At 54.3% G+C, this 25,782-nt stretch carries 20 protein-coding genes; 3 read left to right on the plus strand and 17 right to left on the minus strand.

The window, feature by feature from the left end:
• Positions 1 to 13: 13 nt before the first annotated feature.
• Complete coding sequence (locus tag BLU70_RS01815; protein WP_074691457.1) at positions 14 to 2,107, minus strand: peptidoglycan D,D-transpeptidase FtsI family protein; 2,094 nt, start codon at positions 2,105 to 2,107, stop codon at positions 14 to 16.
• Positions 2,108 to 2,293: 186 nt separating this feature from the next.
• On the opposite strand from BLU70_RS01815, the gene BLU70_RS01820 reads away from it, so the two are divergent.
• A complete protein-coding gene (locus tag BLU70_RS01820; RefSeq protein WP_074691459.1) occupies positions 2,294 to 3,505 on the plus strand; it encodes a glycosyltransferase family 2 protein in 1,212 nt (403 codons plus the stop codon).
• 109 nt (positions 3,506 to 3,614) lie between these two features.
• On the opposite strand, the gene BLU70_RS01825 is transcribed toward BLU70_RS01820, so the two are convergent.
• Entirely contained in the window at positions 3,615 to 4,784 is a 1,170-nt protein-coding gene (locus BLU70_RS01825; RefSeq protein ID WP_074691461.1) for a C40 family peptidase, read from the minus strand.
• A gap of 362 nt (positions 4,785 to 5,146) precedes the next feature.
• On the opposite strand from BLU70_RS01825, the gene BLU70_RS01830 reads away from it, so the two are divergent.
• Entirely contained in the window at positions 5,147 to 5,923 is a 777-nt protein-coding gene (locus BLU70_RS01830; protein ID WP_074691463.1) for a phosphosulfolactate synthase, read from the plus strand.
• 37 nt (positions 5,924 to 5,960) lie between these two features.
• Positions 5,961 to 6,359: a VOC family protein gene (locus BLU70_RS01835; protein WP_074691466.1), complete on the plus strand. Its 399-nt coding sequence runs from the start codon at positions 5,961 to 5,963 to the stop codon at positions 6,357 to 6,359.
• Positions 6,360 to 6,390: 31 nt separating this feature from the next.
• On the opposite strand, the gene BLU70_RS01840 is transcribed toward BLU70_RS01835, so the two are convergent.
• The 15 genes from BLU70_RS01840 to BLU70_RS01915 all read right to left on the minus strand — a co-directional run bounded on the left by BLU70_RS01840 (position 6,391) and on the right by BLU70_RS01915 (position 25,616).
• Positions 6,391 to 7,479, minus strand: coding sequence for a GerAB/ArcD/ProY family transporter (locus tag BLU70_RS01840; RefSeq protein ID WP_006447164.1), 1,089 nt, complete (start codon positions 7,477 to 7,479; stop codon positions 6,391 to 6,393).
• Between the two features lie 209 nt (positions 7,480 to 7,688).
• A complete protein-coding gene (locus BLU70_RS01850) occupies positions 7,689 to 8,888 on the minus strand; it encodes a Ger(x)C family spore germination protein (protein WP_074691495.1) in 1,200 nt (399 codons plus the stop codon).
• Positions 8,885 to 10,447, minus strand: coding sequence for a spore germination protein (locus BLU70_RS01855; RefSeq protein WP_083341114.1), 1,563 nt, complete (start codon positions 10,445 to 10,447; stop codon positions 8,885 to 8,887). Before BLU70_RS01855 ends, BLU70_RS01850 begins: the two co-directional genes overlap by 4 nt.
• 255 nt (positions 10,448 to 10,702) lie before the next feature.
• Positions 10,703 to 12,028 (minus strand): S1C family serine protease, encoded by a 1,326-nt coding sequence (locus BLU70_RS01860; protein ID WP_006447159.1) that lies wholly within the window; start codon positions 12,026 to 12,028, stop codon positions 10,703 to 10,705.
• A gap of 80 nt (positions 12,029 to 12,108) precedes the next feature.
• On the minus strand, positions 12,109 to 13,470 hold the full coding sequence (gene hpnE / locus BLU70_RS01865; RefSeq protein ID WP_074691497.1) for a hydroxysqualene dehydroxylase HpnE: 1,362 nt from the start codon (positions 13,468 to 13,470) through the stop codon (positions 12,109 to 12,111).
• Positions 13,446 to 14,306, minus strand: a complete 861-nt coding sequence (locus tag BLU70_RS01870; RefSeq protein WP_006447157.1) for a phytoene/squalene synthase family protein — start codon at positions 14,304 to 14,306, stop codon at positions 13,446 to 13,448. Before BLU70_RS01870 ends, hpnE begins: the two co-directional genes overlap by 25 nt.
• The gene (hpnC, locus tag BLU70_RS01875) at positions 14,303 to 15,178 is read right to left on the minus strand and encodes a squalene synthase HpnC (protein ID WP_074691631.1); all 876 of its coding nucleotides are present in this window, start codon (positions 15,176 to 15,178) and stop codon (positions 14,303 to 14,305) included. The genes BLU70_RS01870 and hpnC overlap by 4 nt, the downstream gene beginning before the upstream one ends.
• A 5-nt stretch (positions 15,179 to 15,183) precedes the next feature.
• Positions 15,184 to 17,085, minus strand: a complete 1,902-nt coding sequence (gene shc, locus BLU70_RS01880; RefSeq protein WP_074691499.1) for a squalene--hopene cyclase — start codon at positions 17,083 to 17,085, stop codon at positions 15,184 to 15,186.
• Positions 17,086 to 17,113: 28 nt separating this feature from the next.
• Entirely contained in the window at positions 17,114 to 18,115 is a 1,002-nt protein-coding gene (gene hpnA / locus BLU70_RS01885; RefSeq protein ID WP_074691501.1) for a hopanoid-associated sugar epimerase, read from the minus strand.
• A complete protein-coding gene (locus BLU70_RS01890) occupies positions 18,100 to 18,732 on the minus strand; it encodes a phosphorylase family protein (RefSeq protein WP_074691503.1) in 633 nt (210 codons plus the stop codon). Before BLU70_RS01890 ends, hpnA begins: the two co-directional genes overlap by 16 nt.
• A gap of 6 nt (positions 18,733 to 18,738) precedes the next feature.
• The gene (gene hpnH, locus BLU70_RS01895) at positions 18,739 to 19,749 is read right to left on the minus strand and encodes an adenosyl-hopene transferase HpnH (protein ID WP_040289586.1); all 1,011 of its coding nucleotides are present in this window, start codon (positions 19,747 to 19,749) and stop codon (positions 18,739 to 18,741) included.
• 107 nt (positions 19,750 to 19,856) lie between these two features.
• Positions 19,857 to 20,969: a type 2 isopentenyl-diphosphate Delta-isomerase gene (gene fni / locus BLU70_RS01900; protein WP_006447150.1), complete on the minus strand. Its 1,113-nt coding sequence runs from the start codon at positions 20,967 to 20,969 to the stop codon at positions 19,857 to 19,859.
• 44 nt (positions 20,970 to 21,013) lie between these two features.
• Positions 21,014 to 22,909, minus strand: coding sequence for a 1-deoxy-D-xylulose-5-phosphate synthase (gene dxs / locus BLU70_RS01905; RefSeq protein WP_074691633.1), 1,896 nt, complete (start codon positions 22,907 to 22,909; stop codon positions 21,014 to 21,016).
• Between the two features lie 346 nt (positions 22,910 to 23,255).
• Positions 23,256 to 23,792, minus strand: a complete 537-nt coding sequence (locus BLU70_RS01910; protein WP_074691505.1) for a small multi-drug export protein — start codon at positions 23,790 to 23,792, stop codon at positions 23,256 to 23,258.
• A gap of 147 nt (positions 23,793 to 23,939) precedes the next feature.
• On the minus strand, positions 23,940 to 25,616 hold the full coding sequence (locus BLU70_RS01915) for a cupredoxin domain-containing protein (RefSeq protein WP_074691507.1): 1,677 nt from the start codon (positions 25,614 to 25,616) through the stop codon (positions 23,940 to 23,942).
• Positions 25,617 to 25,782: the final 166 nt, after the last annotated feature.

Raw genomic sequence — 25,782 nt, forward strand, 5'->3', positions numbered from 1 at the left:
TCATGTGTTCCTTTTAGTGGCTCTGCTCCGGCAGGGTATAGGCCGGCGAAGACTTCCAATTCGCTGGAATAGCCGTACTCGTCCAGCCGCTCTTGGGCATAAACGGTTCATGGTGTTCATTGAAGTAGGCATCAAGCATCTGTCGTGCAATGACCGCCGAAAACTGTGCACCGTAGCCGCCGCCGGGAGCCATCACGGCGATAGCAACCTGCGGGTTATTGAGCGGTGCATAGCAAATGAACACCGAGTTGTCAGTCGGTTTGCCGCCGAGATAAATTTGCGCTGTGCCCGTCTTTCCGGCCACCTGGTATGGCGCGCCGACAAAGGCTGAATACGCCGTTCCACTCGGATTCGAGGTCACACCATACATCCCTTGCTTCACCAAGTTCCACTGCCAACTGGCGGCCTGTACTTTCCCTTCGATCTGCGGCTTTACCGTCTGCAATGGCTTTGCGCCCGAACTCGGCGTTCCGTTTTCTGTAAAAACATTCTCCAGTAAATGTGGTTTTAAGCGCAATCCCTGATCCGCCAGCGTCATCGCATATTCGGCCAACTGCATGGGCGTAAACTGCTGCGACTGACCAATGGCGGCATCCGCCAAGCTGGCTGGCGATCCGTAGTTGACATATTTCCCTGTTTTTGCGACCGAGGCCTCGCTTGCTTTCAAGTTATACTGCACCTGACTGTTGCCCTGCGTATAGTCCTCGACATAAAACTTGCCAGCTGCTTCATAGGGCAAGTCAATGCCCGTAGGATAACCGAGGCCAAAATCGACTTCGCCCTGAAAAAGTTGATTGATTCCCTTCGCAAAGTCCGTGTTGAGGTAGTTTTGGAAACTACCCGCCGTCGGTGGATAGCCGCCACCGCTCGACGTGCTACTGCCAAACCATTTGCCTAGCCACAGTCCGACCTGATAAAAAAAGACGTCGCTCGAGACTGTAATGGCTTCTATCGGATTGACGCCGCCAAAGGCAAAGCCTTCGTCCTCGTTTTTCCGCGACGTGCCAATATAAATGTACCCATCATCTTCGATGACAGTATCGGGCTTGACGACGCCTGCCTTAAGAGCAGTGATCAGATTTGCCGGCTTCACGGTCGATCCAGGGTAGTTGTACATACCAATGGCGTTATTCATCTGCGCACCGGATGTACTCAAATAATTCGCATGCTGACCCAGCGTGCCCATTGTATACCAGTTTGGATCGAGATACGGATAACTCACCATCGCGATCACGCCGCCCGTTTTTACATTCAACATCACCGCGGCCGCGTCCTCGACGTTGTTTTTATTGCTGCTACTGTTGATCATGTTTTGCATGATCATCTGCGCTTCAGCCTGCTCATGGCCATCGAGAGTCAACTGAATATTGTCTCCGTCCTTTGGCGCGATCTCGCCAACACTGCCGATGGCATTGCCCGCGCTGTTGATGGCCACCAATTCGTAGCCAGGATTGCCCTGTAAAATCGGTTCATACTCCTGCTCAATGCCTGTTTCGCCAACCTTTTGACTGTACAGATAGCCTTTGTACTGGTTGACGTTTTCCGCCGTGATGGCTCCTACGTAGCCGAGAACTTGGCCAGCGAGATCGCCATTGGGATATTGCCGCTGATAATCTTGCACCACCTGCACACCGGGAAGCTGCGACTGGTGCTCTACGACAAATGCCACCTGCTCATTGGTTACGTTGTTCGCAAGTGTTACCTGAATGGTACCCGTAGCGCTGTTCATCGTCTGATACAGCTTTGCGGGGGTGGTTTGTAAAACGGGTGCCAATACTTGCGCCACCTGATGATATGTCGCGTCGCTGACGGTGGAATAGCGGTTAAGCACGATACTCATCGTGGGTTTGTCCCATGCGAGCACCTGACCATTGGCGTCGTAAATCCACCCGCGCTGCGGCAAAATAGGGATTCTTGCTGTTTGGGTGGTCAACTCCGCCTGCCGGAACGACTTCCCTTTCGCAACCTGGACATAACCAGCGCGCAACACGAGCGATGTGAACGATAAAAACACGGTCCCGTACACCATGTTCGTGCGAAACGCCTGGCGGCGACGCCGTTTTTCCTCTTCCGTCAGTTGTTCTTGTTTATCCTTCCAGTTCCTCATTGCACAACCCCAACGTTGAATGAAGTATCATTTCGTTCGGCCTGAGACATCCAAACCGAACAACAGCAGTGCACTTGGACATATAATGAGACAGACAGAATAAAACATCCCGCTTTCTTGTCGACGCCTAACGACTAGATTACCATAAATGAGAACAGACAGATGGGGAATAAAGGGGACTGGTCTATGTTTTCAAATTATGCACAGACCTGGCTAACCATCCTCCAAACACTGCACTGGCACGCCGTGATTCCCACTTTGGTGGCAGCCGTTTGGACCTTTATATTCGTGCGCACCATACCGGACTTGGTCCGCACACCGCGCTTGAGACAGGTGCGACGTGCTGAAGACGAGCGCTGTGCCGCGAAACGGGACCTTGGCAAAGTCAGCGTGATCGTCGCGGCACGGGATGAAGCCGAACGCATTCGGCAAACGGTCGAGTCACTGACGGCACAAACATACCCGAACATGGAAATCATTTTGGTGGATGACAGATCCAGCGACGATACGGGAGCGGAAATTGACCGCCAAGCTGCTTTGGTGGACAACATCGTACCTATTCATATAACCGAACTGCCGCGCGGCTGGCTCGGGAAGAACCACGCGCTATATGTGGGATCAAAACAGGCGACGGGCGACTGGCTGTTATTCGCGGACGCTGACGTTTATTTCTACCCAGATGCAATCGAACGTGCGATGCAGTATGTACATACGCACAAACTTCAGCATTTGACCGTTGCCCCACGCCTGATTGCCACAGGCTATTGGTTGCGCATGCTGACGGCAATGTACATCTTTAATTACGTTTTGTTTAAACGCCCACAGAGTGCGTACCGCAGGCGTGCGCGGGCCCATGCGGGAATTGGTGCATTTAATCTTGTCGCCCGCCAGGCCTATGAGAAAAGTGGCACGCACAAGGCTATCTCGCTGCGCCCTGACGACGATTTGCTTCTGGGCAAACAGATTAAGCGCCACGGCTTTCGGCAACGGTTTGTCCTCGCGCAACAATGTATCGAGATTGAGTGGTATCCAGATTTATCGTCGATGATAGTAGGCATGGAAAAAGCACCTTTGCCAGCGTTTCGCTACTCGGCACTACTGCTCTTTCTGAGTATGGTACTGATGATGGCTTTATACAGCACGCCATTCATCGGGGCGTTTGTTGGGCCCGGGTGGTACCGTCTGTTGTATGGCTACGCGTTGTTGCTCATGTGCATCCTCTACGAATTGCATGCAGTCTTTTTAAAGTTGCCAAAACACCAGTTTCTCATTTTACCTATTGGCATGTTGCTCTATAGCTATGCATTTATTCGCTCTGCAGTTCTTGCTGTTCGCCGAGGCGGCTTAGTGTGGCGCGACACATTCTATACGTTGCGCGAACTTCGCCGAGGCCTGTAACTCAGACCTACTTGGGAGCCATGTATGCTGTTCTTGCTTATATCAACAAAACAAGGTGCGCCGCTAGTGGCGCACCTTGTTTTGTTTAGCAGTGCCATCTATCGCGATATCAGTGCGTGATGTAGCGCCGGGCCCCAATATACTTAGGTCCCCAATACGAATTGAACACGCTGTCGATAGATACACCCATGTCCTGTGAGTCAATCATCAATCCGTTGCCGATGTAGATGCCGACGTGAGATGCTCCAGGTGCATACGTGCTGAAAAAGACCAAGTCGCCCGGCTGTAAATCATTTTGGCTAACAGGCACACCTGCCGCAAATTGTTCTTCCGAAGTACGGCTGATATAGACACCAAAATGGGCAAACACATACTGTGTAAATCCAGAGCAATCGAACCCGCTTGGCGACGTACCGCCCCAGACGTATGGCGTACCAAGGAATTGCTCTGCATAGCCGATAATGGAGTTCGGATCCGCCGGCACCAATGCCGCCTGTTGCTGTTGAACGTATTGAGGGTTGCTCTCTTGTTGCTCGGCTGCTTGCGTCGCTGCCTGAATGGCTTGGATATCGGATTGCGTCAACTGGATTTGACTCTCGAGCAGCCCTTGTTGCTTCTTACCGCTTTGGATGTCAGCCTCAACCACTGCTAAATTGTGTTGCTTCTCACCTTTAAGAGCCTCGTCTGTCGCCTGCAACGCCTGCAACTGAGCCTCTATTTGGGCAACTTGTTGCTCAGATGCCTTGACTTCATTTTGTTTGTCGACAATGGCTTGTTGCAGCGTCTTAACAGATTGAACGACTTGATTCTGGGTCTTGGACACGACGGATAAATCATAGAGGCGAGAGAGAAAGTCCGTAAAGCTGGTGGCATTAAATAGAACCTCTAAATAGGAAACATTCCCGTCCTCGTATTCACTGCGTACAATCTGCGCGAGCTCGTTTTGGTCAGTTTCCAACTCCTGTTGATTCTGCGCCAATTGCACGCCTAACTGGTGTTCCTGCGCCCGCAAGGATGCCATACGCACATGATTCGTCTCAATCTGCAACTCTACGGTATGTATTGAATTATCAAACGTGGCAATGGCGTTTTTCAATGCCAATTCCTTCGCTGCGTCGGATTGTACTTGTTGTTCTACAGTGGCCTTTTCGCTCTGCAACTGCGCCAATTTCTGTTGGTCTTCAGCCAATGAATTTGCGAAAATGTCACGTGGAAAAAACACAAACGACAAAGCTACGATTGCGGATACGCCATACATCCATTTTGACTTAATCTGCATATTCGCTCCTCACTGCCAATATCGGATTTGAATTCTATACCTGCCGTTCCCGACAATCCATCAATAACACTGTGTTTCTAGTTCTATTCGACAACTTCTTCGAAAATCCTGCCGCAAAAATCGATCTATTGTCCCTATATCTGCGCCGATGTCTTCTTTTGCAACTTAAACCACGCGATCTACCCAGTGAATCCCGTTTCATTTTGACGATTTTTTGAGATAAAATAGGGTTCACCATCGCATGACCATCGTGAAATCCAATTGAACCAGGTAACTTCAAGGCGTTTTCAATGCTAGCTGGTTATGCTGTGCTAAACCGGAAAGGAATCAAAAAGCAAAGAATCTCAGGAGCGTGAACCCTGGTGTCAACTACACTAGCACTCGGCTTACGGTTACCGTCCCGCGACGTGAAGCCACGGGCGACTGGGCTGACCATCGTGATCGACAATGGTGTGCCCCTTCGTTATTTTGAAGATGTGATGGAGAGTTCCGGCGAATGGGTGGATCTCGTCAAGTTTGGTTGGGGCACTTCGCTGGTGACCCCGCGACTCGATGAGAAAATCGCGTGCTTACGCCGTCTTGGTATCGATTATTTCTTTGGTGGAACGCTGTTTGAGAAGTTTTACGTGCAGAATCAAATTGAGGCATACGAGAAGTTTTGTCTGCAACACGAGTGCCGTTATGTGGAAATTTCCAATGGGACCGCGCCGCTGTCGAATGAAGAGAAAGGTCGCTGGATTGCACACTTCGCCGAGCGCTTTAAAGTTCTCAGCGAAGTGGGCTACAAAGATGTCAATCAATCGTTGATGCTGCCTCCCAATCGCTGGATTCAGTTTATTCAAGAGGACCTTGCAGCGGGCGCCAGCTATGTCATTACCGAAGCTCGAGAATCCGGCACAAGTGGCATTTGTCGCGAAAATGGCGAGTTGCGCTTTGGGCTCATTGAAGAAATTCTCGATGCCAATATCGAGATCGAAAAGCTTGTCTTTGAAGCGCCAAACAAGTCGTTACAAACTCACTTTATCGAGAAAGTTGGAAGCAACGTCAACCTTGCGAACGTGCCGTTTGCCGATATCATTCCACTCGAGACGTTGCGACTCGGACTGCGTTCCGATACTTTCATGTTGTTTGAAAGCTGAATCCCGATTCCCTGCACGCCCTGAAGGAGGACTATGCATGCGCGATCCCCATAACGTGTTTCACTTGGCGATCCCTGCCCGCGATCTCGATGAAACGTACGACTTTTATGTTACGAAGCTTGGATGTAAACTCGCACGCCGCTATGCGGATCGAATTACGTTAGACTTTTTCGGCGACCAAGTGGTTTGCCATCTCTCAGACAATTTTGATCGCGACGTGAAGATGTATCCGCGCCACTTTGGTGTCACGTTTAGAGACAAGCGGCAATTTGATAACCTGTACAAGTTGGCGAAACAACGCGAAATCCCGTTTTTCCAAGACCTGTCGAGGCGTTTTCAAGGAATGATCGAAGAGCATGAAATGTTTTTCCTGCGCGATCCATCCAATAACCTGCTCGAATTCAAGTATTACTACGATGAGCGCATGATGTATTGAACCACAGCGCCAGCCTAGCTGGGCTGGCGCCTCATGACGGGCGCCGCAAGCGCGACTGTTGCACGCGCGCAAGAATAAGTAAGCCAACACACGCGAACACGGGAATCATGATCCACCAAACGATGACCAGCACGGGCCAGGCATCATTGACGCTCACGACTTCCACCGAGGTGTGAAACAGCCAAAAGCCAAACACGACAATGCAGGCTCCCACGGCAGGGACAACCGTCCGGGCTTCGAGCGCGGGCCAAATGCGCTGCAAAGCCGTGCAAATCACATACAGGTTGATGCCAATTTTGATGACAATGGTGGGCAACCATAACCCGACAATTGGCAGATCAAAGCGATCCAGAAAGTCAGTTAACCGAATTTCGCGAACCGCTTCATACGCGGGGTACATAAGGTGGCCTGCCAGTGTACTGCTGAGATTGAGCTGACATATCATGAGCACAAACTCGAGCAAACCACAGGAAATCAATATCGCCATACAGGACTGACGAAACGTAAAATGCTGGTTCGAGAACATCATGGGCAAAATCATGATGTTGCCAATTGGGGTCAACGCATACCACACCCCCACCATCGGGCGAATCATCCCTTTTTCAAAAAACGGTTGCATATACTGCCAGCTTAAGTCCGGAATGAGGAGCAACCCGGCGCACAAAGCCACAACGATAAACAGCGGTATATACAACTCCGCCATGCGCCCGACAATTTCAATTCCTCCGCGCACCATGAACACACACGTCGCTGCGATGAGCGTTGCAATCAAAATGGACGGCGTTCTGGGCAAGAAGACGACGTTTACAAAATCTGTCCCAAGCCGCAGGTCCTTGCCCATGTCAAGCGCCAGTAACAGTACGTACGCACCAACCAAACACTTCCCAAGCCACCCGTACTTTTCGACAATGAGCGTCAACAGGTCTTTGCCTGGGTGAGCATGCAAGGTGCGGTTGACGACCCAGAGTACGCCAAGCATGATCAGCGCACACGTGGGCACGCCAATCCACGCGTCTTGCCTCGCCAAGCGCAGGATTTGACCAGGCCAGGTGACAAGCGTCGCCGAGAATACATAACAAAGGCCCATGATGACAATCTGGCGCGACGAAGCCGTTTCCAACTCAGCTCACCCCGCAAATGAGAACTTTGGGATCCACGCAAACGACGTATGTGTGAACATTAAGGTATTCGAGAGCACCCACATGGTTGCTGCCGACAATAGACAAACAGTATAGATGATGCGGGTGACTCGATTGCTCTTTTTCCACTCGTGCCACTGAACGAACAACAAGCCTCCAACTAGACCGACTGCCTGGAGCAATAGCAAAATCAAGACTGTAGCTCCTCCTCTGGTATCCCCACGGGTGACGTCGCATTGCCGCTATTGCGAATCTCTACCTGCGCATCGATTTGAACTGGAATGTTTGGATAGAACTCGTCTCGCCAGTTGTGCTTAACGCGATGCCAATACCCTGGATAGTTTCGATAAACACGATTACAGATGCCAATCGGATCCGCGTGCAAGCGTTGTAGTTGATCGACTGCAATGCGCATATCATCTGTGACGGCTTGACTTGCCTGTCGTTCGAGACTGGCAAGATTCTGACTGCGCTCATAGGTCAGATTGGATGTATTTTCACTTAATGTCCCCGTTACCCGCGCTTGAATCTGGCAGACCATTCGGCCATCCTGTGTCGGTTTCACCGTCGTTCGCACATGGTAGCTCGTCACCATCACCGAAACGAAGCCACTGCCGTTTTTCGCAGGTATCGTAATGAGCGGCCGTCGAAATTCACCCATCGCCCATAAAACGCCGTCCGCGGCACGGCCTGACAACATCGCAACCAACTTTTTCTTCTGGAAGATAGCTAGCCCGTTCAGTTTTAAGTTGGTCTGTGCATCACCTGCATCTCCAGGTTTCGTCGTCGTCCATGATACAACCGGCATGATGGGATCTTGTCCTTCAGCCAGTAGTGCTTCTGTGACCCGTTTTACGGTTCGCGGGTGGATCATCGATTCGTTGGCCAATTCCCGTAAAAACTCGGCTGGGGTCTTCTCCATGGTTGCTTGCGCATTCAACAAATCTGCCGCAGGCCCTGAACTGACAAGGAGATAGGTCGTCATGCGATTTTGTGGTATGCGGCTCATGACGTCAATCGGTGACGCAATATTCTCTCTCGCCAAATCTTCGCCGAAGACGAAAACGCGCATATGTGAAAAGTACAATTGCCTCGACATGGCATTTTGTTGCTTCGCGTTCGCCGCCCGGAAGGTATCACCAATCGTCGAGTCGAGAAAATAGGCCTTATTCCCACTCGACCCACCGCCGCCCCCTTTCTGACCAACGTCGGAGATTTTGCCCGGTAACGGCACCTGAATGGTGACTCGATAGTGGTTATCCTGAGTGATATCGGCGGCGGCCGCGGTGACAAAGGCAATGTCGTTGATTTCGCGCCTGTCCCAACAGCCGCTCGTCAAAGGCACCAGAAACAACGCACAGACGAAGGTCATTGCCACTTTGGCCTTCATCGGGCTCCCCCTCGCGAACCGGATCGCTTATCCGGCCCTGGCATCTGACGTTCCGCCATACGCTTACGGTTGTGATGCGCAAAAGACGATGGACGAAAGACCATTTTCCACCATGGCGGTCTGAAGAACAGATCTTTGACTTCCTTGCGTTTGTACGGTGCGAGTCCTGAAAGATACGGAACCCCGAAGGATCGCAACTTGCAAAGGTGAATGGAAATCCACATGACACCGATGACAATGCCGAACATACCGAGTACCGCCGCCAGAAGCATCATCGGGAATCGCAACAAGCGGATGGCAATGGCGGCATTGTAACGGGGCAATGTAAACGAAGCGATACCCGTGATGGCCACAATAATCACCATCGGCGCGGATACAATCCCTGCCTCAACGGCCGCCTGCCCGATAACTAAAGCACCAAGAATGCTGACAGCTTGTCCTACCGCCTTGGGGAGTCGAATCCCTGCCTCGCGCAACGCTTCAAAAGTGAGTTCCATGATCAAAGCTTCAATAATCGCCGGAAAGGGAATGCTTTCACGTGCGGCCGCAACACTCATGACAAGACTTGTCGGCAACATGTCCTGATGATACGTGGTCACCGCAATATACATAGCTGGCAAAAAAAGCGCCAGAAAAAGAGAAATATAGCGCAGGACACGCACCAAATAGACAAGAAAAAACCGCTCATAATAATCTTCGCTGGCCTGTACGAACTGCCACCACGTCACCGGAGCAATAAGCACAAATGGAGTCCCCTCGGTGAAGATGGCAAAACGTCCTTCTAACAACTGTGCGGCAATCGTATCCGGTCTTTCCGAATACTGAAACTGTGGAAATGGCGACATGGGCTGATCTTCAATAAGTTCCTCAATGTAGCCACTCTCCAAAACGCCGTCGATCTCGATGCTTGAAATGCGCCGTTTGGCCTCCGCAATGACCTTTGGATCCGCCAGATCTTCAATGTAAACGAGCAAGACCGCCGTCTTGGTGTACGTGCCCAATGTAAACGAGTGCGCCTTAAGTTGTGGCGTCCGAATCTTGTGACGCAATAATGCTATATTGACCGACAGATCTTCCGTGAATCCTTCGCGTGGCCCACGGACGACCGATTCCGTTTCTGGCTCAGAAATGCTGCGACGTTCTGGCCCAGAAGTCGATAACAAGACGGCCTGCGACACGCCGTCGACAAATAAGGCGGCCCGACCATCCACAATGCCATCGATAGCCTTCCGAAAGGTATCTGCTCGACCGACCCGCGCCAGGAGAACACCTTCGTCGCGAATCTTGTCAGGCGAAAGCCAATCTATGACATGTTCATCGCTCGCTTGAAAATCGTATATGAGAGGACGAAGTGCTTCCTCGCTTAAATCGGCAGGATTGACCAGTCCAGAAAGATACAACATGCAGGCATCCCGCTTATGGCCCACACACAAATGACGAACTTGCAAATCCGAGCAATCGGAGAAGACTTTGAGCATCATGGTCAGGTTGTCGTGCAAATGGTCCGAAATGGGAATCTCGCAGGAGGCCGCGTATGACGAACCACCCTCTATTTCCAGAGGTGTAGACGCATCAAGTTCCGTTCCCTGCTGTTCCGGGCCACGCACCGATTCCGTCGGGCGTCTACGACGTCTGCGAATCAACACTCGTCCGCTCACATTCACCTTCCTCCATCCAAAGAATAATATGTAAGTCCAAACAGTATTTTATCCATAGACATAACGAAGCTGGCCTTGGTGCCCATGCACCAAGGCCAGCTCTACCACGATCCATATGTTCTTCTGCAAAGCTTTCGTGACCAAACACGTTAGCTCTTAATACCCAAACGGGCTTGTCGAGTTAAAGGGATCTGGCATCACACTGCCGCCGCCCGACGAGAACGGATCCTGTCCGGAATTGCCAGCCGCTTGATTTTGACTCGAAGCACCAGACGCAGTGGTATTCGGCGACTCTTCCGAACCGATTTTCACATGAAGCGTCTTCTTTTGGCTGCCCCGGTATACGACGATTGGCACCGTCTCGCCCGGCTTAAGCGTGAACAATTCGGTCCGCAGATCCGCAATCGACTGAATGGTCTTTCCGTCGATGGAAATAATCACATCGCCCGTTCGCAAACCAGCATTCTTCGCGTTGGACGAATCGACCTTCTCAACATACACACCGTAATTGACCGGAATGTTTCCTGGCAAGTAGCCAGATGGTATGCTCGACAAATCGATGCCTTCAATGCCAAGAGCCGGGTGCAAAGCATGCCCTGTGCGGATAATTTGGTCCGCAACGTTCAGTACTTCGTTGGACGGAATCGCAAAGCCCATCCCCTCGAAGTCCTGCTCGACAATTTTACTGCTGTTAATGCCGATGACCTGCCCCGCTGCGTTCAGCAAGGGCCCACCGCTATTGCCGGGGTTGATGGCGGCATCGGTCTGAATGACAGATTGATAATCCAGTGTCGTGTCCGAAGTTGGTTCCTCGACGGGCATCATGCGCTGATCACCACTCACGATACCCGAAGTCACGGTGTCTGCAAAATCAAGCCCCATCGGTGTCCCAATGGCAATGGCCGGTTCGCCGACCTGAATGTCATCCGAGTTCGCAAACTGCGCAGGCTGAATGCCCGGGAATGTCGATGCCGGGACTTTCAACACCGCAAGGTCTGTGTACGGGTCCGTACCGACCACCGTAGCCCGCACCTGCTTGTTGGTGTTGAGGACAATCTCGACCTTCGATCCGCCCTGTACAACGTGGTTGTTCGTCACGATATAAGCATTGTTGCCATTCTTGTAAAAGTAGACGCCAGACCCGATGTCAGATTCCTGAGTCTGTGATTGCTGTGTAAAGAAGTCACTGGTCGTCGTGTAGTTGACGACAGCAACGACATCAGGCTCAACCTTTTTGACAACCTGCGTAATATCGTCATTTATATTGACGCTCACAGACATCGGCTTACTCGCTGACGAAGTCGAGGTCGGCAACGAAGATTCCGAAGCCAACGGTGTTTGTGCGTTTCGCACCATCGGCATGAGAGCGAGCGTCGCGCCTGCACCGACAAGCGCCGAGACAACCACGGTTGCGGCCCACTTCAGCGCACCAGCAGACTCGCGAAAGAAGCCGTTGCCCTGCCTCGAACGATAATAGCCCATTCCTGTTCACACCTTTCGACGTCAAGTCAGCTTTGATGCCTTTAGTATGCATCGTAAACCTTGAAACCGTATCGAAAAGGTCAGACCAAGAATGCTTGGCGTGATCGCAATAAGGCCAAAGCCGCCGTCTCGCCGCTACGCACCGCCCCTTCGAGACAGGCAGGCCAGTCTGTGCGCGTCCAATCCCCGGCCAAGAAGAGGCCTGTAATTGGCGTCACCGTTTGCGGGCGCAAATGCCACGTACCAGGTTCGGCGAGGAACGTCGCCTTCGGCTGCCATACGACTTTCGCGGCGAGCAGTTTGGCATCGCGTGCGTCTTTGCACGCTTTGCCGATGGCCTCTTGCACGCCACGGATGATTTCTTGATGCGTCCAATCTCGGAATCGATCCGCAGCCGAGATCGAAACGGATAACCAGCGCCCGTCTTGTCCCGAATCGGGAAGCAAGCGACCGCGGTTAAACACGAACATGCCATCAAAGTCGGTTGCGGCAAACACGTCCTCGGCCAAAACTTGACGGTCATAGTTGAGAAACACGTTGAGGATGGGGCTCCAACGCAATTTTGCAATGCCGTGAAACGGCTCTTTCCCTGCCCACTCGTCTGGCAACACGCGGAGTAAGGCATCATGCGGAACCGTAGAAACGACTTGCTCCGTCGCGACGAACGAACCGTCGCGCAGAGATAGACCACACACCTTGTTCTTTGCAACTTGCACTCGTTCCACATACGTCGAATAGCGGATGGTCACACCCCGTGCAACCAAGCGATCGATGGCGTCGCGCGCGAGATCGCCAAGGGGCCTCGTAAACAATCCTAGCCGCGCGGGCTGCCACCCGCGCATAAAGCCGATGTGAAACGAATGGGCGGCCAAACCAGCGCTGATCTCACCAGCGTGGCCGTTTAAAATCGCCGTCCCAACCAAATCCCACACCAAACGAATGGCTGTATCCGATTGTCCTGTGCTCTGAAGCCACTTGGCGAAACTTACGGCATCCAGCTTTTCGGCCCGTGGTCGCATAAAGGCCAGCGCACCCGCAAGCGTCGACGCGCGCTCGCTCGGAGACAAGTGCCTGTAGGCCAACAGCGCGGGCAACAAATGCAGCGGCCCGACAAGGCGTTTGCTGGCGATGCGAGACATCTGCCCATCGTGGTAGACAGGGATGTCAAGCAAAGGCTGTAACCGATAGCCGCTACGCACGTCGAGGCGCTTCAACAACGCGATGAATCGATCACAGCACCCTAACAGCACGTGTTGACCGTTGTCTAATGCGAGTCCAGTTTCGCGATCGACAAAGGAAAACGCGCGCCCTCCTGGATAGGGCGTGCGTTCGAGTAGCACAATGCGTTTGGGATTTATCCCTTTGGATAGTAAGGCCTCGGCAGTTGCAATCCCTGCCCATCCCGCACCGATGATGACTATACTGTCGCTGATGCGTTCCATAACACACCCCACACCAAGCGCAATTTACGCGAACTGGATAAGGCAATTCGGCGATCAAACACATTGAACCGACTCTCTTCTATCTTCGTCAATAATTCGCGATACATGAGAAACAGCATGCGCAAACAGCGAAGACTGTCCTCCTCAACCAGCGGGAACAGCCCTTTGGCTCGTTCATAATACATCTCAGCCCGCTCGGCCTGCTCGCGCATCAACGCCAAAAAGCCAGGGGTCAGACGTTTTAATCGTAAATCTTCAATTGTATAACCATGCCTGGCGAGCTCTTCAGAAGGCAAATACACGCGATCGCGCTCGATGTCCTCGCCAAGATCGCGAAGGATGTTGGTCAACTGCAACGCGCGCCCCATGTCCCGCGCCAAGGAAAGGGCTTTGGGATCGCGATAGCCAAAGATGTGTACACACATGATGCCGACCGTTCCTGCAACGTAGTCGCAGTACTGTTCAAGCTCCGCCATGGTTTGCAGGCGAACTGCGCGCATATCGATACGCATGCCCTCCACCATATCGCGAAACGGCTTTAGGGGTAGTTGAAACCGCCGGACGGCGTCGCCTAATGCCAAGACGACCGGATGGTCTGAACTTTGATAGTCATCGGCAAAGGCTTGCTCGGCGATACCTTCCGCCATCGCGAGATGCGCCTCGGCTTCCTCACCCTCGTAGTCATCGACTGCGTCGTCACAAATGCGACTCCAGGCATAAATGGCATACATCGCGAGGCGTTTGTGCATGGGCAACAGACGCATGCCGTAATAAAACGAGCTTCCAGCTTGGCGGGTCAGCTTGGTGCAGTGTTGATAGGCCTGGTCGATGTTCATCCGGGAGCCACCCCTCGTTGCGCGAACCCCATGAAGGCCCGCATCGCAATACGTAGCTTTTGGCCGCTTGTCACCACAGGTCGACGTACAAACGGATCGTAATCTTGGCGGCGCAACGCTTCCAGAACAGCTTCGCCGCCAAGCCGATAAAGGCGCAATTGCAGCCCGAGTCGATGCGGTACCAAACGCTCCAGGCGAGCCCCCTGCGTAAACCACTCGGCTGTGCGCTCGACCTCAAACTTGATGCAGGCACGCACGCCATCTGTCATTCGAGCCTGGCGGATGTCTTCCAAAGAGGCCCCGAATGACTCGAGATCCGCCTTCGGTACGTAGATCCTACCATTCTTCAGATCGCGATGAATATCTTGAAGATGATTCGCGACTTGTAAGGCTGTGCATGTGTAATCGGACAATGCGGCACGCTCCTCGTCACAGCAGCCAAAGACGCCAAGCACGAGACGGCCCACGGGATCCGCCGAATACCGGCAATAATCCCGTAGGTCGTCCCATGTCTCGTATGTCGCTTGGCGCTGATCTCGCCGATTGGCTTCAATCAGACGCAGGAACGGATCCATCGGCAGCCCGCACGCTTCGATCGTGTGTTGCAAAGCTCGAAAAACGGGCGTCTGCGGCGTGCCACCGTACGCTCGCCGCAGTTCTTCTTCGTACGCATCGAGGGCCGCCAAACGATCCCCTTTCAGTTCGTCACCGAGATCGTCCACGCCGCGACAAAATGCATAAATAGAGCAAAAGTGCGGACGAAGCTCGCGCGGGACGAAGAGCGAGACGACTGAAAAATTCTCGTAATGACTGGCCGTCAAGCGCGCACACACCTCGAAATCAGCTCGCAAACCGACTGGGACCGACTGCATCGCCATTACCTCGTCAACCTGCCTAAGGCGTCTTTGTAGCGACCGAGTGCCATAACGGGAAAGATGTGTCGATAAAGGGTATAGCCCAGGTAAAAGTCTCCGGGGAAGCCCGTTCCGGTGTAGTACGGCTCATCCCAACCGCCATCCGACCGCTGCGTGCGCACGAGGTATGCGACGCCGCGCGAAACCGCGTCCGCTTGCACACGCCCACCGGCAATCAAGGCCATGAGCGCCCAAGCGGTCTGTGATGGCGTGCTCGGCCCCACCCCGGCAAAGCGTTCGTCGACATACGAGCGACAGTCTTCGCCCCAGCCGCCGTCCTCATTCTGGTGTGCGACCAGCCAGTCGAGTGCCTTCTGAACAAAAGGTTCCTTCATATCGACGCCGACCGATTTTAAAGCTGGCACCACAGCTCCAATGCCATAGATGTAATTGACGCCCCAACGCCCATACCAAGAGCCGTCAGGCTTCTGTTCGCGCTTCAGATAATTCACTGCCCGCGCGACGACTTTCCAAGCTTCGTCATAGCCAAAACTGCCGAAGCATTCCAGGACGTGTGCGGTAACGTCTTCTGAAGGCGGATCGATCACTTCACCAAAATCGCAGAACGGAATGCGATTGGGAAGCTCCTTGTTGTTGTCGACGTCGTACGCCCCCCAGCCGCCATTCGAACTCTGCATCGCCGTCAGCCAGCGGAAGCCAGCCGTCATGGCATCGCGCCGTTCCGCCTCGTTCGGCAGTTTGAGGCCGTTCAACGCCCAAACGACAACCGCCGTATCGTCGACGTCTGGATAATGTGGATTGTCAAACTGGAATGCCCAGCCACCTGGCTTCGCGTTTGGCCGCCGTACTGCCCAGTCTCCCTTCGTGGCAATGCGATGGTCGAGAAGCCACTTCCCCGCTTTGACCAGAGCGGGCTCGTCTGGAGCTAAACCGGCTGCTCGCAGCGCGAGAATGGAAAGTCCTGTATCCCATACCGGGGAAATCGAGGCTTGGAACATCCATCCTCCGTATTCCAACTCTAGTCCATAGAGTTCGAGTCCCTCCCACCCCTTGATAAACGCAGGATGGTTGGTCATATTCATGACTTTTAGGGCAAGTAAGGCATAAAACCATGGCGGCTGAATGCCACCCCAACTGCCATCGCCAGCCTGATGTTCGATCAGCCATTCGATGGCACGTTGCTCGGCAGCCTTGCGAAATGGATGAAACGATCCATTCTGGTATCCTTGCAGTAACTTGTCGATGGATAAAAAGAGGCTTGAATTGCCACCTTTGGCCGCACGCCGACGGGGAGGCACGTTGGTCTCAAACAACTCAGGCACCTTGGCGTGCGCAGGCAACGGGAATACCGCCCGGCGGCTCATCACAATGGTGAGTGCGACAATTGTCGGCCTCGCCCACGAACCGAAATCGTAGATATTCAAAGGCATGTTCTTGCCCAAGAACATGATTTCAGGCGGAACGACAGGCAACTTACGCCACGGATACTCGCCGACCACAGCCAGCCATAAGCGCGTGAATACGCGGGCTGATTCAATCCCACCCTGACTTTGAATAAAAGCCAGCGCCTTCTGCATACGTTCATCGTCAGGGGATAACCCAATATACTTCAGAGCAACATAGGCCTCGATGGTCGTGTCGAGGTCTTGTGGTCCGCCTGGGTACTGCGCCCACGTGCCATCCTCTCGCTGCTCATGCAAAAGATATGTCTTAATCTTCTCAAGGCGCCCTTTGTCCACCTTGCCCAGACAGTGACAGAGAAGCACGTATTCAGCTTCCATGGTCACGTTGCTGAGCAAAGGCCCCCACCAATATCCTTCTTCATGCTGGCGGCTCAACAGGTACTCGACGCCGTTGTCGAGCGTCTGCATATAAGCTGGAATTTCAGCTAGTTGCTTGGTCATCCGACAACCCCCTTACACGTCAGTTCTGTCATTTCGAGACAGGCGCCATACCTGCTTCGCGAAACCATGTAATTGCCCGGCGCAATGCGTCTTCGACCGAGGACTGCGGCATGCCGAGCTCCTGCACGGCTTTTGTCGCGTCAAAATACATCGGTTCCCGTGCCAATTTGACACCTGCCACCGGCGCCCGTGGCGCCCGGCGCAACAAGCGCGACAACATGTAGTCGTCCACCACAGCCACCGACATGGCGACCCAGAACGGGATTTTTGCCCGCGGCGCGCGGCGACCAGAGAGGCGCGCCACCATGGCGACAAGATCGCCAAAGTGCATATTGCGATGGCCAAGAATATAGCGCTCACCGCGCCGCCCACGCTCATAGGCAAGGAGATGACCCAAAGCGACATCCTCCACAGCGACTAAGTTCAGCCCTGTTTCGACGTATGCAGGCATCCGTCCAAGCATCGTGTCGAGGACAATTCGCCCTGTGGGCGTCGGCTTTACGTCGTACGGTCCGACTGGTGTCGAGGGATTGACGATCACGATGTCCATGCCTGACGCCGCCGCATCCATCGCCAGTCGTTCCGCCAACACCTTCGTTTTTTTGTACGTACTGTACACCTTGTCCGGATCGTTAAAACCGTCCTCTTCCGTCGCCGGCTTTCCATCGTGCCGCAATTTCACGGCAGCGGTCGAGCTCGTGTAGACGAGCCTTGGCCCGCCCGCGCGGCGCACGGCGTCGATTAGCCTACGCGTCCCCTCGACGTTCGCCGCGTACATCACAGCGTCATCCCGGCGATCCAGCGAGTAGTGTGCGGCCACGTGAAAGACGGCATCAGAGCCGCGCACCGCTGCCTCAATGCCCGCACCTGTCGCGAGATCGCCTACGCAAATGTCTGCGCCAAGGGCGATAAGCGCCTGCGCCCGCTCGGGATCGCGCACGAGTGCCCGCACCTGGTGCCCACGTTCGCGCAAAGCGGCGACGACATGGTAGCCGACAAATCCTGTGCCTCCTGTCACCAGCGCAAGCACGCCAGTTCCCTCCCGATCTGCTGCAAAATCCGACGCGCGCGCAGAGCGTGCAACGGCAAACGCAACGCATGCCCCCAAGTCCCGGGGTGCCAGGACGGCAGTTGGTCGGACGCGGTGTCAAGCACGACGCGAATGGCGTAAAACGGAACACCGTGCGATCTCGCCGCCTGTGCCCAGGCAAATGTCTCCTGGTCCACCCAGCGGGCTCCCACACGAAGTGCCAGTTCGCGCTTGTCCGCAGGCGACGCAGCGATGCGCTCAACCGAAGCGATGCCTTGGTCGGCCCGCACGCCCACCCCGACTTTGTGCGCGGCCATCTGCACGGCTTCTAATAAGCGCTCCGGCAAAGGAGCGATCCGCTCGACGACACCGGCATCCGAAACCGCCGTTTGTGGCAACGCAATCTCGCCGCGCCGCGCGTCCGCGGAAAGTGCCCCGCACACACCCACACCCAACGCAAATGCAGGGCGAGCAGCCGCAAATGCCTGTTCTGCAGTGGCACGGCCGCGCGCTGGACCCACTCCCGTTGCGATCACGCCCCAATCCAGGGCGGATCGCAAAGGATGGAGGGCATTTGCTTCAAACGCAAGTGCGGTCAAAACCAGTCTGGAAGCCATTTTTCGTTATGATGCGAAGAACCAACGCACAAGCTTCCAGGTATCCGCCGGCGACACAGCCTTGACCGCAGACATCTCGTAGCCGCTGTGCATCATGCAGCTCGCGCAACGCGGGTTCTCGCCATAGCCAAACTCGTCCCAATTCGTCTTTTCCATCATCTCTTGGAACGAATCATAGTGATCGTCCGTCAATAGATAGCAAGGACCTTTCCAACCTTTTGGGTTGCGGTTCGGCATCGCCCATGGCGTGCAGCGCAAGTCTTTTTTGCCTGTGAGGAAGTCGAAGTAAATTGGCGTATCGTAGAAGCGGATTTTGTCGCCAGCGTGTTCGAGGATTTCCGAAACCAGCTGATTGACTTCTTTGCGGTGGAGGAAGATATCACTGTGCGCGGAATCCACCTCTTCGTAGGTGAACGCGGGCGACACAATGCAGTTGTCGACTCCAAGATCCATCAACTCTTGGAGCAGTTCGGCTGTGTCCTTGGCACTTGCGCCCTTATACAAGGTCGTATTGGTCGCAACGCGAAAGCCTCGCTCTTTCGCTGCCTTGATGCCTTTAATCACGATGTCGAAGACGCCAGCCCGCTCGACCATGCGGTCATGGTGCTCGCGTTTGCCATCCAGGTGAAACACGAACGTGAAGTTCGGATGTGGCTTCAATTTGTCGAGCACGCGATGCAACAGGATACCGTTAGTGCAGAGCATCACGAGCTTTCTGCGCGCCAGCATGCCGTTGACGATATCGACAATCTCGGGGTGGACAAGCGGTTCGCCGCCTGCAATGGAAACGGCGGGTGCGCCGCACTCCTCGATCGCCTTAAAGCAATCTTCCGCTGTCAGGCGCAGTTTGAGCACTTCTTCGCTTTGCCTGATCTTTCCGCAACCGGTACACGTCAGGTTGCAAATTTCCGTCGGCTCGAGCATCAACACCATGGGATAACGTTTGACGCCTTTGACCTTGTTCTTGGCAAGGTACTTGACCATGTCTACCGTCGCCGACAACGACTGTCTTGCCATCCTAATCCCCTCCTAGTCAATCCGCTTCGACGAATGAGAAGATAGAAATGAATCCTGTCTGAGGGAACAATATCCCATATTCGGGGTCAGAAGCAAATTCCGGGCAACTACATGTCACCCACAATCGCGATGCCGCCGCGCTGCTGCAAGCTCGTTACGTACGCCTGCCTGCCTCGCGCCGCAAGCCATTCGCGGAGCTTCCCGGTCACGACAACTGGCTTCTTCCGCAAATCTGCCCAGGTTCGGCACCCGGTCAAAACAAGCAACGTGCGTATCCCAGCATGTAACTCTTCCAAATAGCGATCCAATGCCGCCTCGCCATCTGGCTGACCTAGCAAACGCACGAGCGGACCGGCAATTCCGACCGCCTTCGCCCCCATCGCCATCGCCTTGACGATCTCGTCGGCTGTACGCATCCCACCGGACGCAAAGACGTCGGCGCGATCGCCCACAGCGTCCATCACTTCGGCAAGCGACGCAGCCGTCGATAGTCCCCAGCTTTGCCAAGAATCCGCAAGTTGTAAGCCTCGTCGCCACGCCTCGACCGCAATGAAATTTGTTCCCCCGCGACCGCCAACATCAATTCCCCGCACACCGCACTCGACAAACTGAACTGCCTGCTCGGCCGCAATGCCCTGGCCGACTTCCTTGGCAATCACCGGTACGCCTACGCCTTGCACCACATCCACAAGTTTCGCGAGCGCACCGCGAAAGTCGCGATCTCCTTCGGTCATGAACATCTCCTGGGCGACATTCCAATGCACCTGCAGCAACTGTGCTCCCACGATGTCGACAGCCGCCTTCGCAGTTTCCACGTCCGTGCCCATGCCGACGTTCGCGATCACGACGCCATCTGGGTACACTTCCCGAACGACGCTGTACGTGTATGCGACTTCAGGCGAACGCACACCAGCGGTACCGGAACCCAAAGCCATGGCCAGCCCATGCCGACGAGCGGCTGCGGCAAGTTTACGATTGAGTTCATAGACCTCGTCTGCGCCACCGGTCATGGCGTTCACCACAATGGGAGACGGAAGCGTCACGCCACACACTTCGCTCGCGATGGACACCTCGTCCACTGCCAACTCTGGTGCACAGCACGGAACGAGGGACACGTCCTCGAACCAGTTGGTGCTCGCCGGGTTGTCGCCGAGCGCGCGCACCGCAGCGACGTGCTCGACCTTGCGGCGCTGCCGCAGATCTCCAACCACCTTCGCCATGTTCCGTCTCCTTCTTTCTGTCGCGAACAGGGCCGTAGCCGTGCTTACGTCCCTACTTTGTCCAATATATGCGTCGACTTCCCTTTATGACCTAAAAGTTGCAACGCATCCGCTACAATTCCGTCGGCATCCAAGCCCAACCTGTGCAATACCTCGTCGCGTCCCCCGTGTTCGACGAATGTGTCTGGCACGCCTTTGCGACGCATCGGAACGACAAGACCGCGATCGATGAGCAATTCGGCAACGGCCGAACCTGCGCCACCTGCCAAGGCCGCTTCCTCCACCGTCAAGATGGGTCTTCCCGTTTTACCCAATTGCACAATGAGCTCTTCATCGAGCGGTTTGACAAACCGCAAATTGACGACCGTCGATTCGATTTGATAATCATCGGCAAGCGTGCGGGCGGCCTTCAGCGCCGGATCGACCATCGAACCGAGTGCGATAATCGTCAAATCCGCCCCCTCGCGAAGCACCTCCGACTTCCCCCATGGCAAAGTCTGCAGTGTTTCATCAAGCGGCACGCCCAATCCGTCTGCGCGGGGATAGCGAACAGCAACCGGCCCATCGTGCTGGCTGGCTGTATACAGCATATGCCGCAACTCGTTTTCATCCTTTGGCATCATGACCGCCATGTTCGGCACCGTGCGCAGATACGCGACATCGAATACGCCCTGATGCGTCTCGCCATCGGGGCCAACAATGCCAGCGCGATCGACCGCGAGTAAGACAGGCAAGTTTTGGATGCAGATGTCGTGAATGGTCTGGTCGTACGCGCGTTGCAGGAAAGTGGAGTAGACCGCAAAAATCGGACGCTTGCCAGCAGCCGCCAAACCTGCACAGAACGTGCCCGCGTGCTGTTCCGCAATTCCTACGTCAAACGTGCGCGTGGGAAACTCTTTCTGAAATTTCGTCAAGCCACTCCCCGACAACATTGCAGGCGTCACGACCACGATGCGCTCATCGCGGCGTGCCAGTTCGGCCACCGTCGCCGCAAATACATTCGTGTACGAAGGTGGTTGATTGCCCTTCACAGCGCTCGGCCACGCATGCCACTTGTCTTCCGAACTCTCCGCCTGTGCATACCCCTTGCCTTTTTGTGTAAGCGTATGAATGAGGACAGGGCCGCGAATCTCCTTCGCGCGCTCAAAAACAGAAATCAATTGAGGCAAGTCGTGTCCGTCGATGGGTCCAATATACTTAAAGCCAAACCCTTCGAAAGGCGTGATCGGCAACAGCATATGGCGTGCGGCGTCCTTGGCTCTGTCGAGGACTTTGGTCACCTTCGCGCCAACACCGCTCAATTGTTTAAGAATGTGGTCGATATCCGCCTTGGCCTTGGCATAGCTCGGATCTGTGCGCAAGCGGGTCAGGTATTTGGACACAGCCCCAACATTATTGGAAATGGACATCTCGTTGTCATTGAGGACGACAATTAGGTCGAGCCCAAGATCACCCGCGTGATTCATCGCCTCCAGGGCCATGCCTCCCGTGAGTGCACCATCGCCGATCACGGCAATGACATGATGGTTTTCACGGCGCAGATCGCGAGCCACCGCCATGCCTACAGCCGCCGAGATGCTGGTGCTGGAGTGACCTGCACCGAACGGATCATGTGGGCTTTCACTCCGCTTTAAAAAGCCCGCTAGGCCACCTAGCTTGCGCAAGGTCGGAAACATGTCTTTGCGGCCGGTCAAGATCTTGTGTACGTATCCCTGATGACCAACGTCCCACAAAATCTTGTCTCGAGGACTGTCGAACACCCGGTGCAGAGCCAAGGTCAATTCGACCACGCCCATATTTGCGCCGAAGTGGCCGCCCGTCCTCGAGATGGACGACACCAGGAAATCGCGGATTTCCTGAGCCAGCGTCACCAGTTGCGACTCCGTCAGTTGCTTCAAATCTTTTGGGTCTTGAATCGAATCCAGTAACGTAATCAACACCTCGATTGCACCAGAGTGTACAACAGACAACAAGCCGCAGGGGCCTTCCTGTGCACGCGGCGATCCGGTCTTCGAGGCTCCACCCCCAATCAAAGTTGGTCGAAGGAAAAATGACAAATTATAAAATTCCTCAACCTCAAGCGTACCAAATTCTGAGGTGTGCCCGCAATCGTACAACTAAATTTTTCGTGTACCTGAACAACTGAGTTTGGCCAAAGGCAAACCATTGCCACCCATGTATGCCGCTTACGAATCCGAAACGAAAATCAAACAAGAAAGGCCCACGCTGTCTTGTATGTCATGTACTATGCGAATATGCGGCAAATCGGGCAATGCGGCTCTATGCTCAGCGAAACAGTCCAACAATCGCCCAGCCCCCATAGGCGATGATAAACGTAGAACTGACCATGCCGATGAGAATGCTGGTCACTACCAACGTCGTGTTCCATCTCAGCAAATAGCCGATGGCCATACAAACGTATGCGCCTAAGATGGGGCACAAGGGAATGAGGATCCACACCCCGAAGCGTCCATACTTTTGAGATAGACGCTCAGCCTTCTGTAATCGCTTGCGGGCCCATTTCCACCTCTGTACGATCTCGCCGAAGGCAAACATCATAATCGGCAACGAGATAAGGTTAGCAAGGATAGAAATCACAGCGCCTATAAACGGGTGAAAACCAAGCGGAATACTCGCTGCTGCAGCTGGTTGTGCTTCGAGTACAATCGACGTACCAATTAAAGACAAGGTCGGGACGATACTCCGCTGACTAATTCCAACTCCTAGCGCGGCGGCAAAAAACAGCAAGGCCACGGCAACACCATACATGAGTCCGCGTACAAACGTGGAACGAACTGCAGTTGGACCCATTTGCCGCCCCATGGACATTCCCCCATTCTTTCGCCATCTATTGTACCATTTGCTGGCGCTCATTTCGCTCAACACCTGTCATCCCATGGCACGCTGCAACCTGCGCGTGCCCCTCTTATGAGAATGCGCACCAAAGGCATTCCTTATCAATGAAAGCGATTAAGTTGTGGGCTGGGCCGATGCGGGTGGCGCACTCCAAATCGAGCCGTCGAACGATGTATGTACGCCGATCTCGTTGAGGATATTGACCAAATCGTTCACGCAGACATATGGGGCTTTGCTGCCCACATCCGGATCGTTTGCAGTTTCTACGTAAACATTCCCCATAAGTGTTCCGTTCACTATAAAATGTGCCATACCATCGATGGGAACTTGGTGCTGGATGGCCCCTGCAAAAGGCGTGTGAATGGCTACATTCAAACCATTCATCTGACTCGACACACCGAGGACATTCATCCAGCCAATCGCGCTTTGCAATGGCACAAACAAGGCCTTTCCTATTTTCTGAACGGGCATCGTGGTCGAGAGATCACCGGCAATGACAGATATCCTGTTGCTCGCCGGTAGCACGGTCACGGTCATTGCGACATGATATACACCGTCAATTGGACTTGCAAAGTGATAGACCCCAGCGGCATCAAACGTAAGCGAATAGCCGGTGTCGCTCGTCAACACATTCGAACTGGCACTCCCTGCACCGTCGAACGCATGGCTGCCGCTCGCTGTTGGGACCATCAGCATTGAAGTAGACCCCGCCGTGTTAGTCGCTTCGTACGCCACCGCATGTATACCATGTACACCAACTTCCCTCCAGACGACCGTATCGCCGACATGTAGGGTCAACGATTTGGGTGCACAGCCAGCATAGGCATAAGCGGGCGCCGTGATGGAGCACGCCGCAACCGGTTGCATCTTTGCGTTTTCCACGACGTACTCCCAAACGCCTTGCGGGACGCCAGCGGATCGAACCACCCCCTGTAACTCCCCCCGCCCGCGGCTATCCGCAGTGGCGTAAAGCGTGGAGGTCCCCGGAACCAACGGCCCTGTCACACTTGCATAGCGCAACTCCCCCACGTATTGACCGCCAGGTTGCAGCCCAGTCAGGCTCACCGCGATGCTATACGCACTGCCGTTTGGCACACTCGCATCAAGTTGCGGCGTCAGCGTGACACGCCCCCGGACGGAACTTTTACCCAATGGCTGAAGCGGCGTTTGCACGCCTTCGACATCTGGCAGATCGACATCCTCGACATAGGTCAGCGTGCCATTCGCATTGTCGATCACCTTGGCCCGCGTCTTGGCCAACTCCTGTTCCCCGGCCGCAATGTCGACCTCTGCCTCGTGCGCCGCCACAGCGTTATACGAAGACGCATCGGTGGGATACGGCGTTCCTGTCGGCTGGACAATCACGACACCCTCCATACCTGGATGCAGCGGATCAAAACAGACATAAGTGCCCGGTTTGACAAACGTTAAATGATACGGAGCCGTCGCTAATATTCCAGATGCCACGGCGTGCACACCATCGTATACGTCGCCACCCAAAGCGTGCAACGAACTCGTCCACGGTGGCGGCGCGAGCTTGCCTTGCGGGGGAATGTAAATCGCTTGCCCGACGCCTGAAAATGACACGGTGTCGCCGGCGTCGATGGTGATGGTATTAGGTAGAAAAGCCGCCGCAAAGACTCCGTCCGCCGCTTGTACGCCTGCCTGCATTGCCCAAGTAACCGGAAGCGGCGAATGGATGGCAGCAAGCGCGAGCGGTGCCGGTGAAATCATCATGAAGATGCCTAACGCAACCGCAATGATGTGACGAATCCGATCTATACGGCGCAAGCGCTTTCCCCCCCGTGTTATGACTGTTTATTCGGAAGCTTAACACGCGTCGACTTCTTTGAATATTGTCTCAAACTGCCTTGTCCACAAGATAGGTTTGGCTTTTCAATCCGATTTCAACATAATGTTCGTATGATACAAGGAAGCCATCGAAAAGGGGGACTGT

The sequence above is a fragment of the Alicyclobacillus hesperidum genome, from assembly GCF_900107035.1.
Taxonomy (GTDB): domain Bacteria; phylum Bacillota; class Bacilli; order Alicyclobacillales; family Alicyclobacillaceae; genus Alicyclobacillus; species Alicyclobacillus hesperidum.

Coding starts and splice junctions, on each gene's coding strand:
- BLU70_RS01815 (WP_074691457.1), bottom strand. CDS start 2,107: ATGAGGAACTGGAAGGATAAACAAGAACAACTGACGGAAGAGGAAAAA.
- BLU70_RS01820 (WP_074691459.1), top strand. CDS start 2,294: ATGTTTTCAAATTATGCACAGACCTGGCTAACCATCCTCCAAACACTG.
- BLU70_RS01825 (WP_074691461.1), bottom strand. CDS start 4,784: ATGCAGATTAAGTCAAAATGGATGTATGGCGTATCCGCAATCGTAGCT.
- BLU70_RS01835 (WP_074691466.1), top strand. CDS start 5,961: ATGCGCGATCCCCATAACGTGTTTCACTTGGCGATCCCTGCCCGCGAT.
- BLU70_RS01850 (WP_074691495.1), bottom strand. CDS start 8,888: ATGAAGGCCAAAGTGGCAATGACCTTCGTCTGTGCGTTGTTTCTGGTG.
- BLU70_RS01860 (WP_006447159.1), bottom strand. CDS start 12,028: ATGGGCTATTATCGTTCGAGGCAGGGCAACGGCTTCTTTCGCGAGTCT.
- hpnE (WP_074691497.1), bottom strand. CDS start 13,470: ATGGAACGCATCAGCGACAGTATAGTCATCATCGGTGCGGGATGGGCA.
- BLU70_RS01870 (WP_006447157.1), bottom strand. CDS start 14,306: ATGAACATCGACCAGGCCTATCAACACTGCACCAAGCTGACCCGCCAA.
- hpnC (WP_074691631.1), bottom strand. CDS start 15,178: ATGCAGTCGGTCCCAGTCGGTTTGCGAGCTGATTTCGAGGTGTGTGCG.
- shc (WP_074691499.1), bottom strand. CDS start 17,085: ATGACCAAGCAACTAGCTGAAATTCCAGCTTATATGCAGACGCTCGAC.
- BLU70_RS01890 (WP_074691503.1), bottom strand. CDS start 18,732: ATGGCTTCCAGACTGGTTTTGACCGCACTTGCGTTTGAAGCAAATGCC.
- hpnH (WP_040289586.1), bottom strand. CDS start 19,749: ATGGCAAGACAGTCGTTGTCGGCGACGGTAGACATGGTCAAGTACCTT.
- fni (WP_006447150.1), bottom strand. CDS start 20,969: ATGGCGAAGGTGGTTGGAGATCTGCGGCAGCGCCGCAAGGTCGAGCAC.
- BLU70_RS01910 (WP_074691505.1), bottom strand. CDS start 23,792: ATGGGGCGGCAAATGGGTCCAACTGCAGTTCGTTCCACGTTTGTACGC.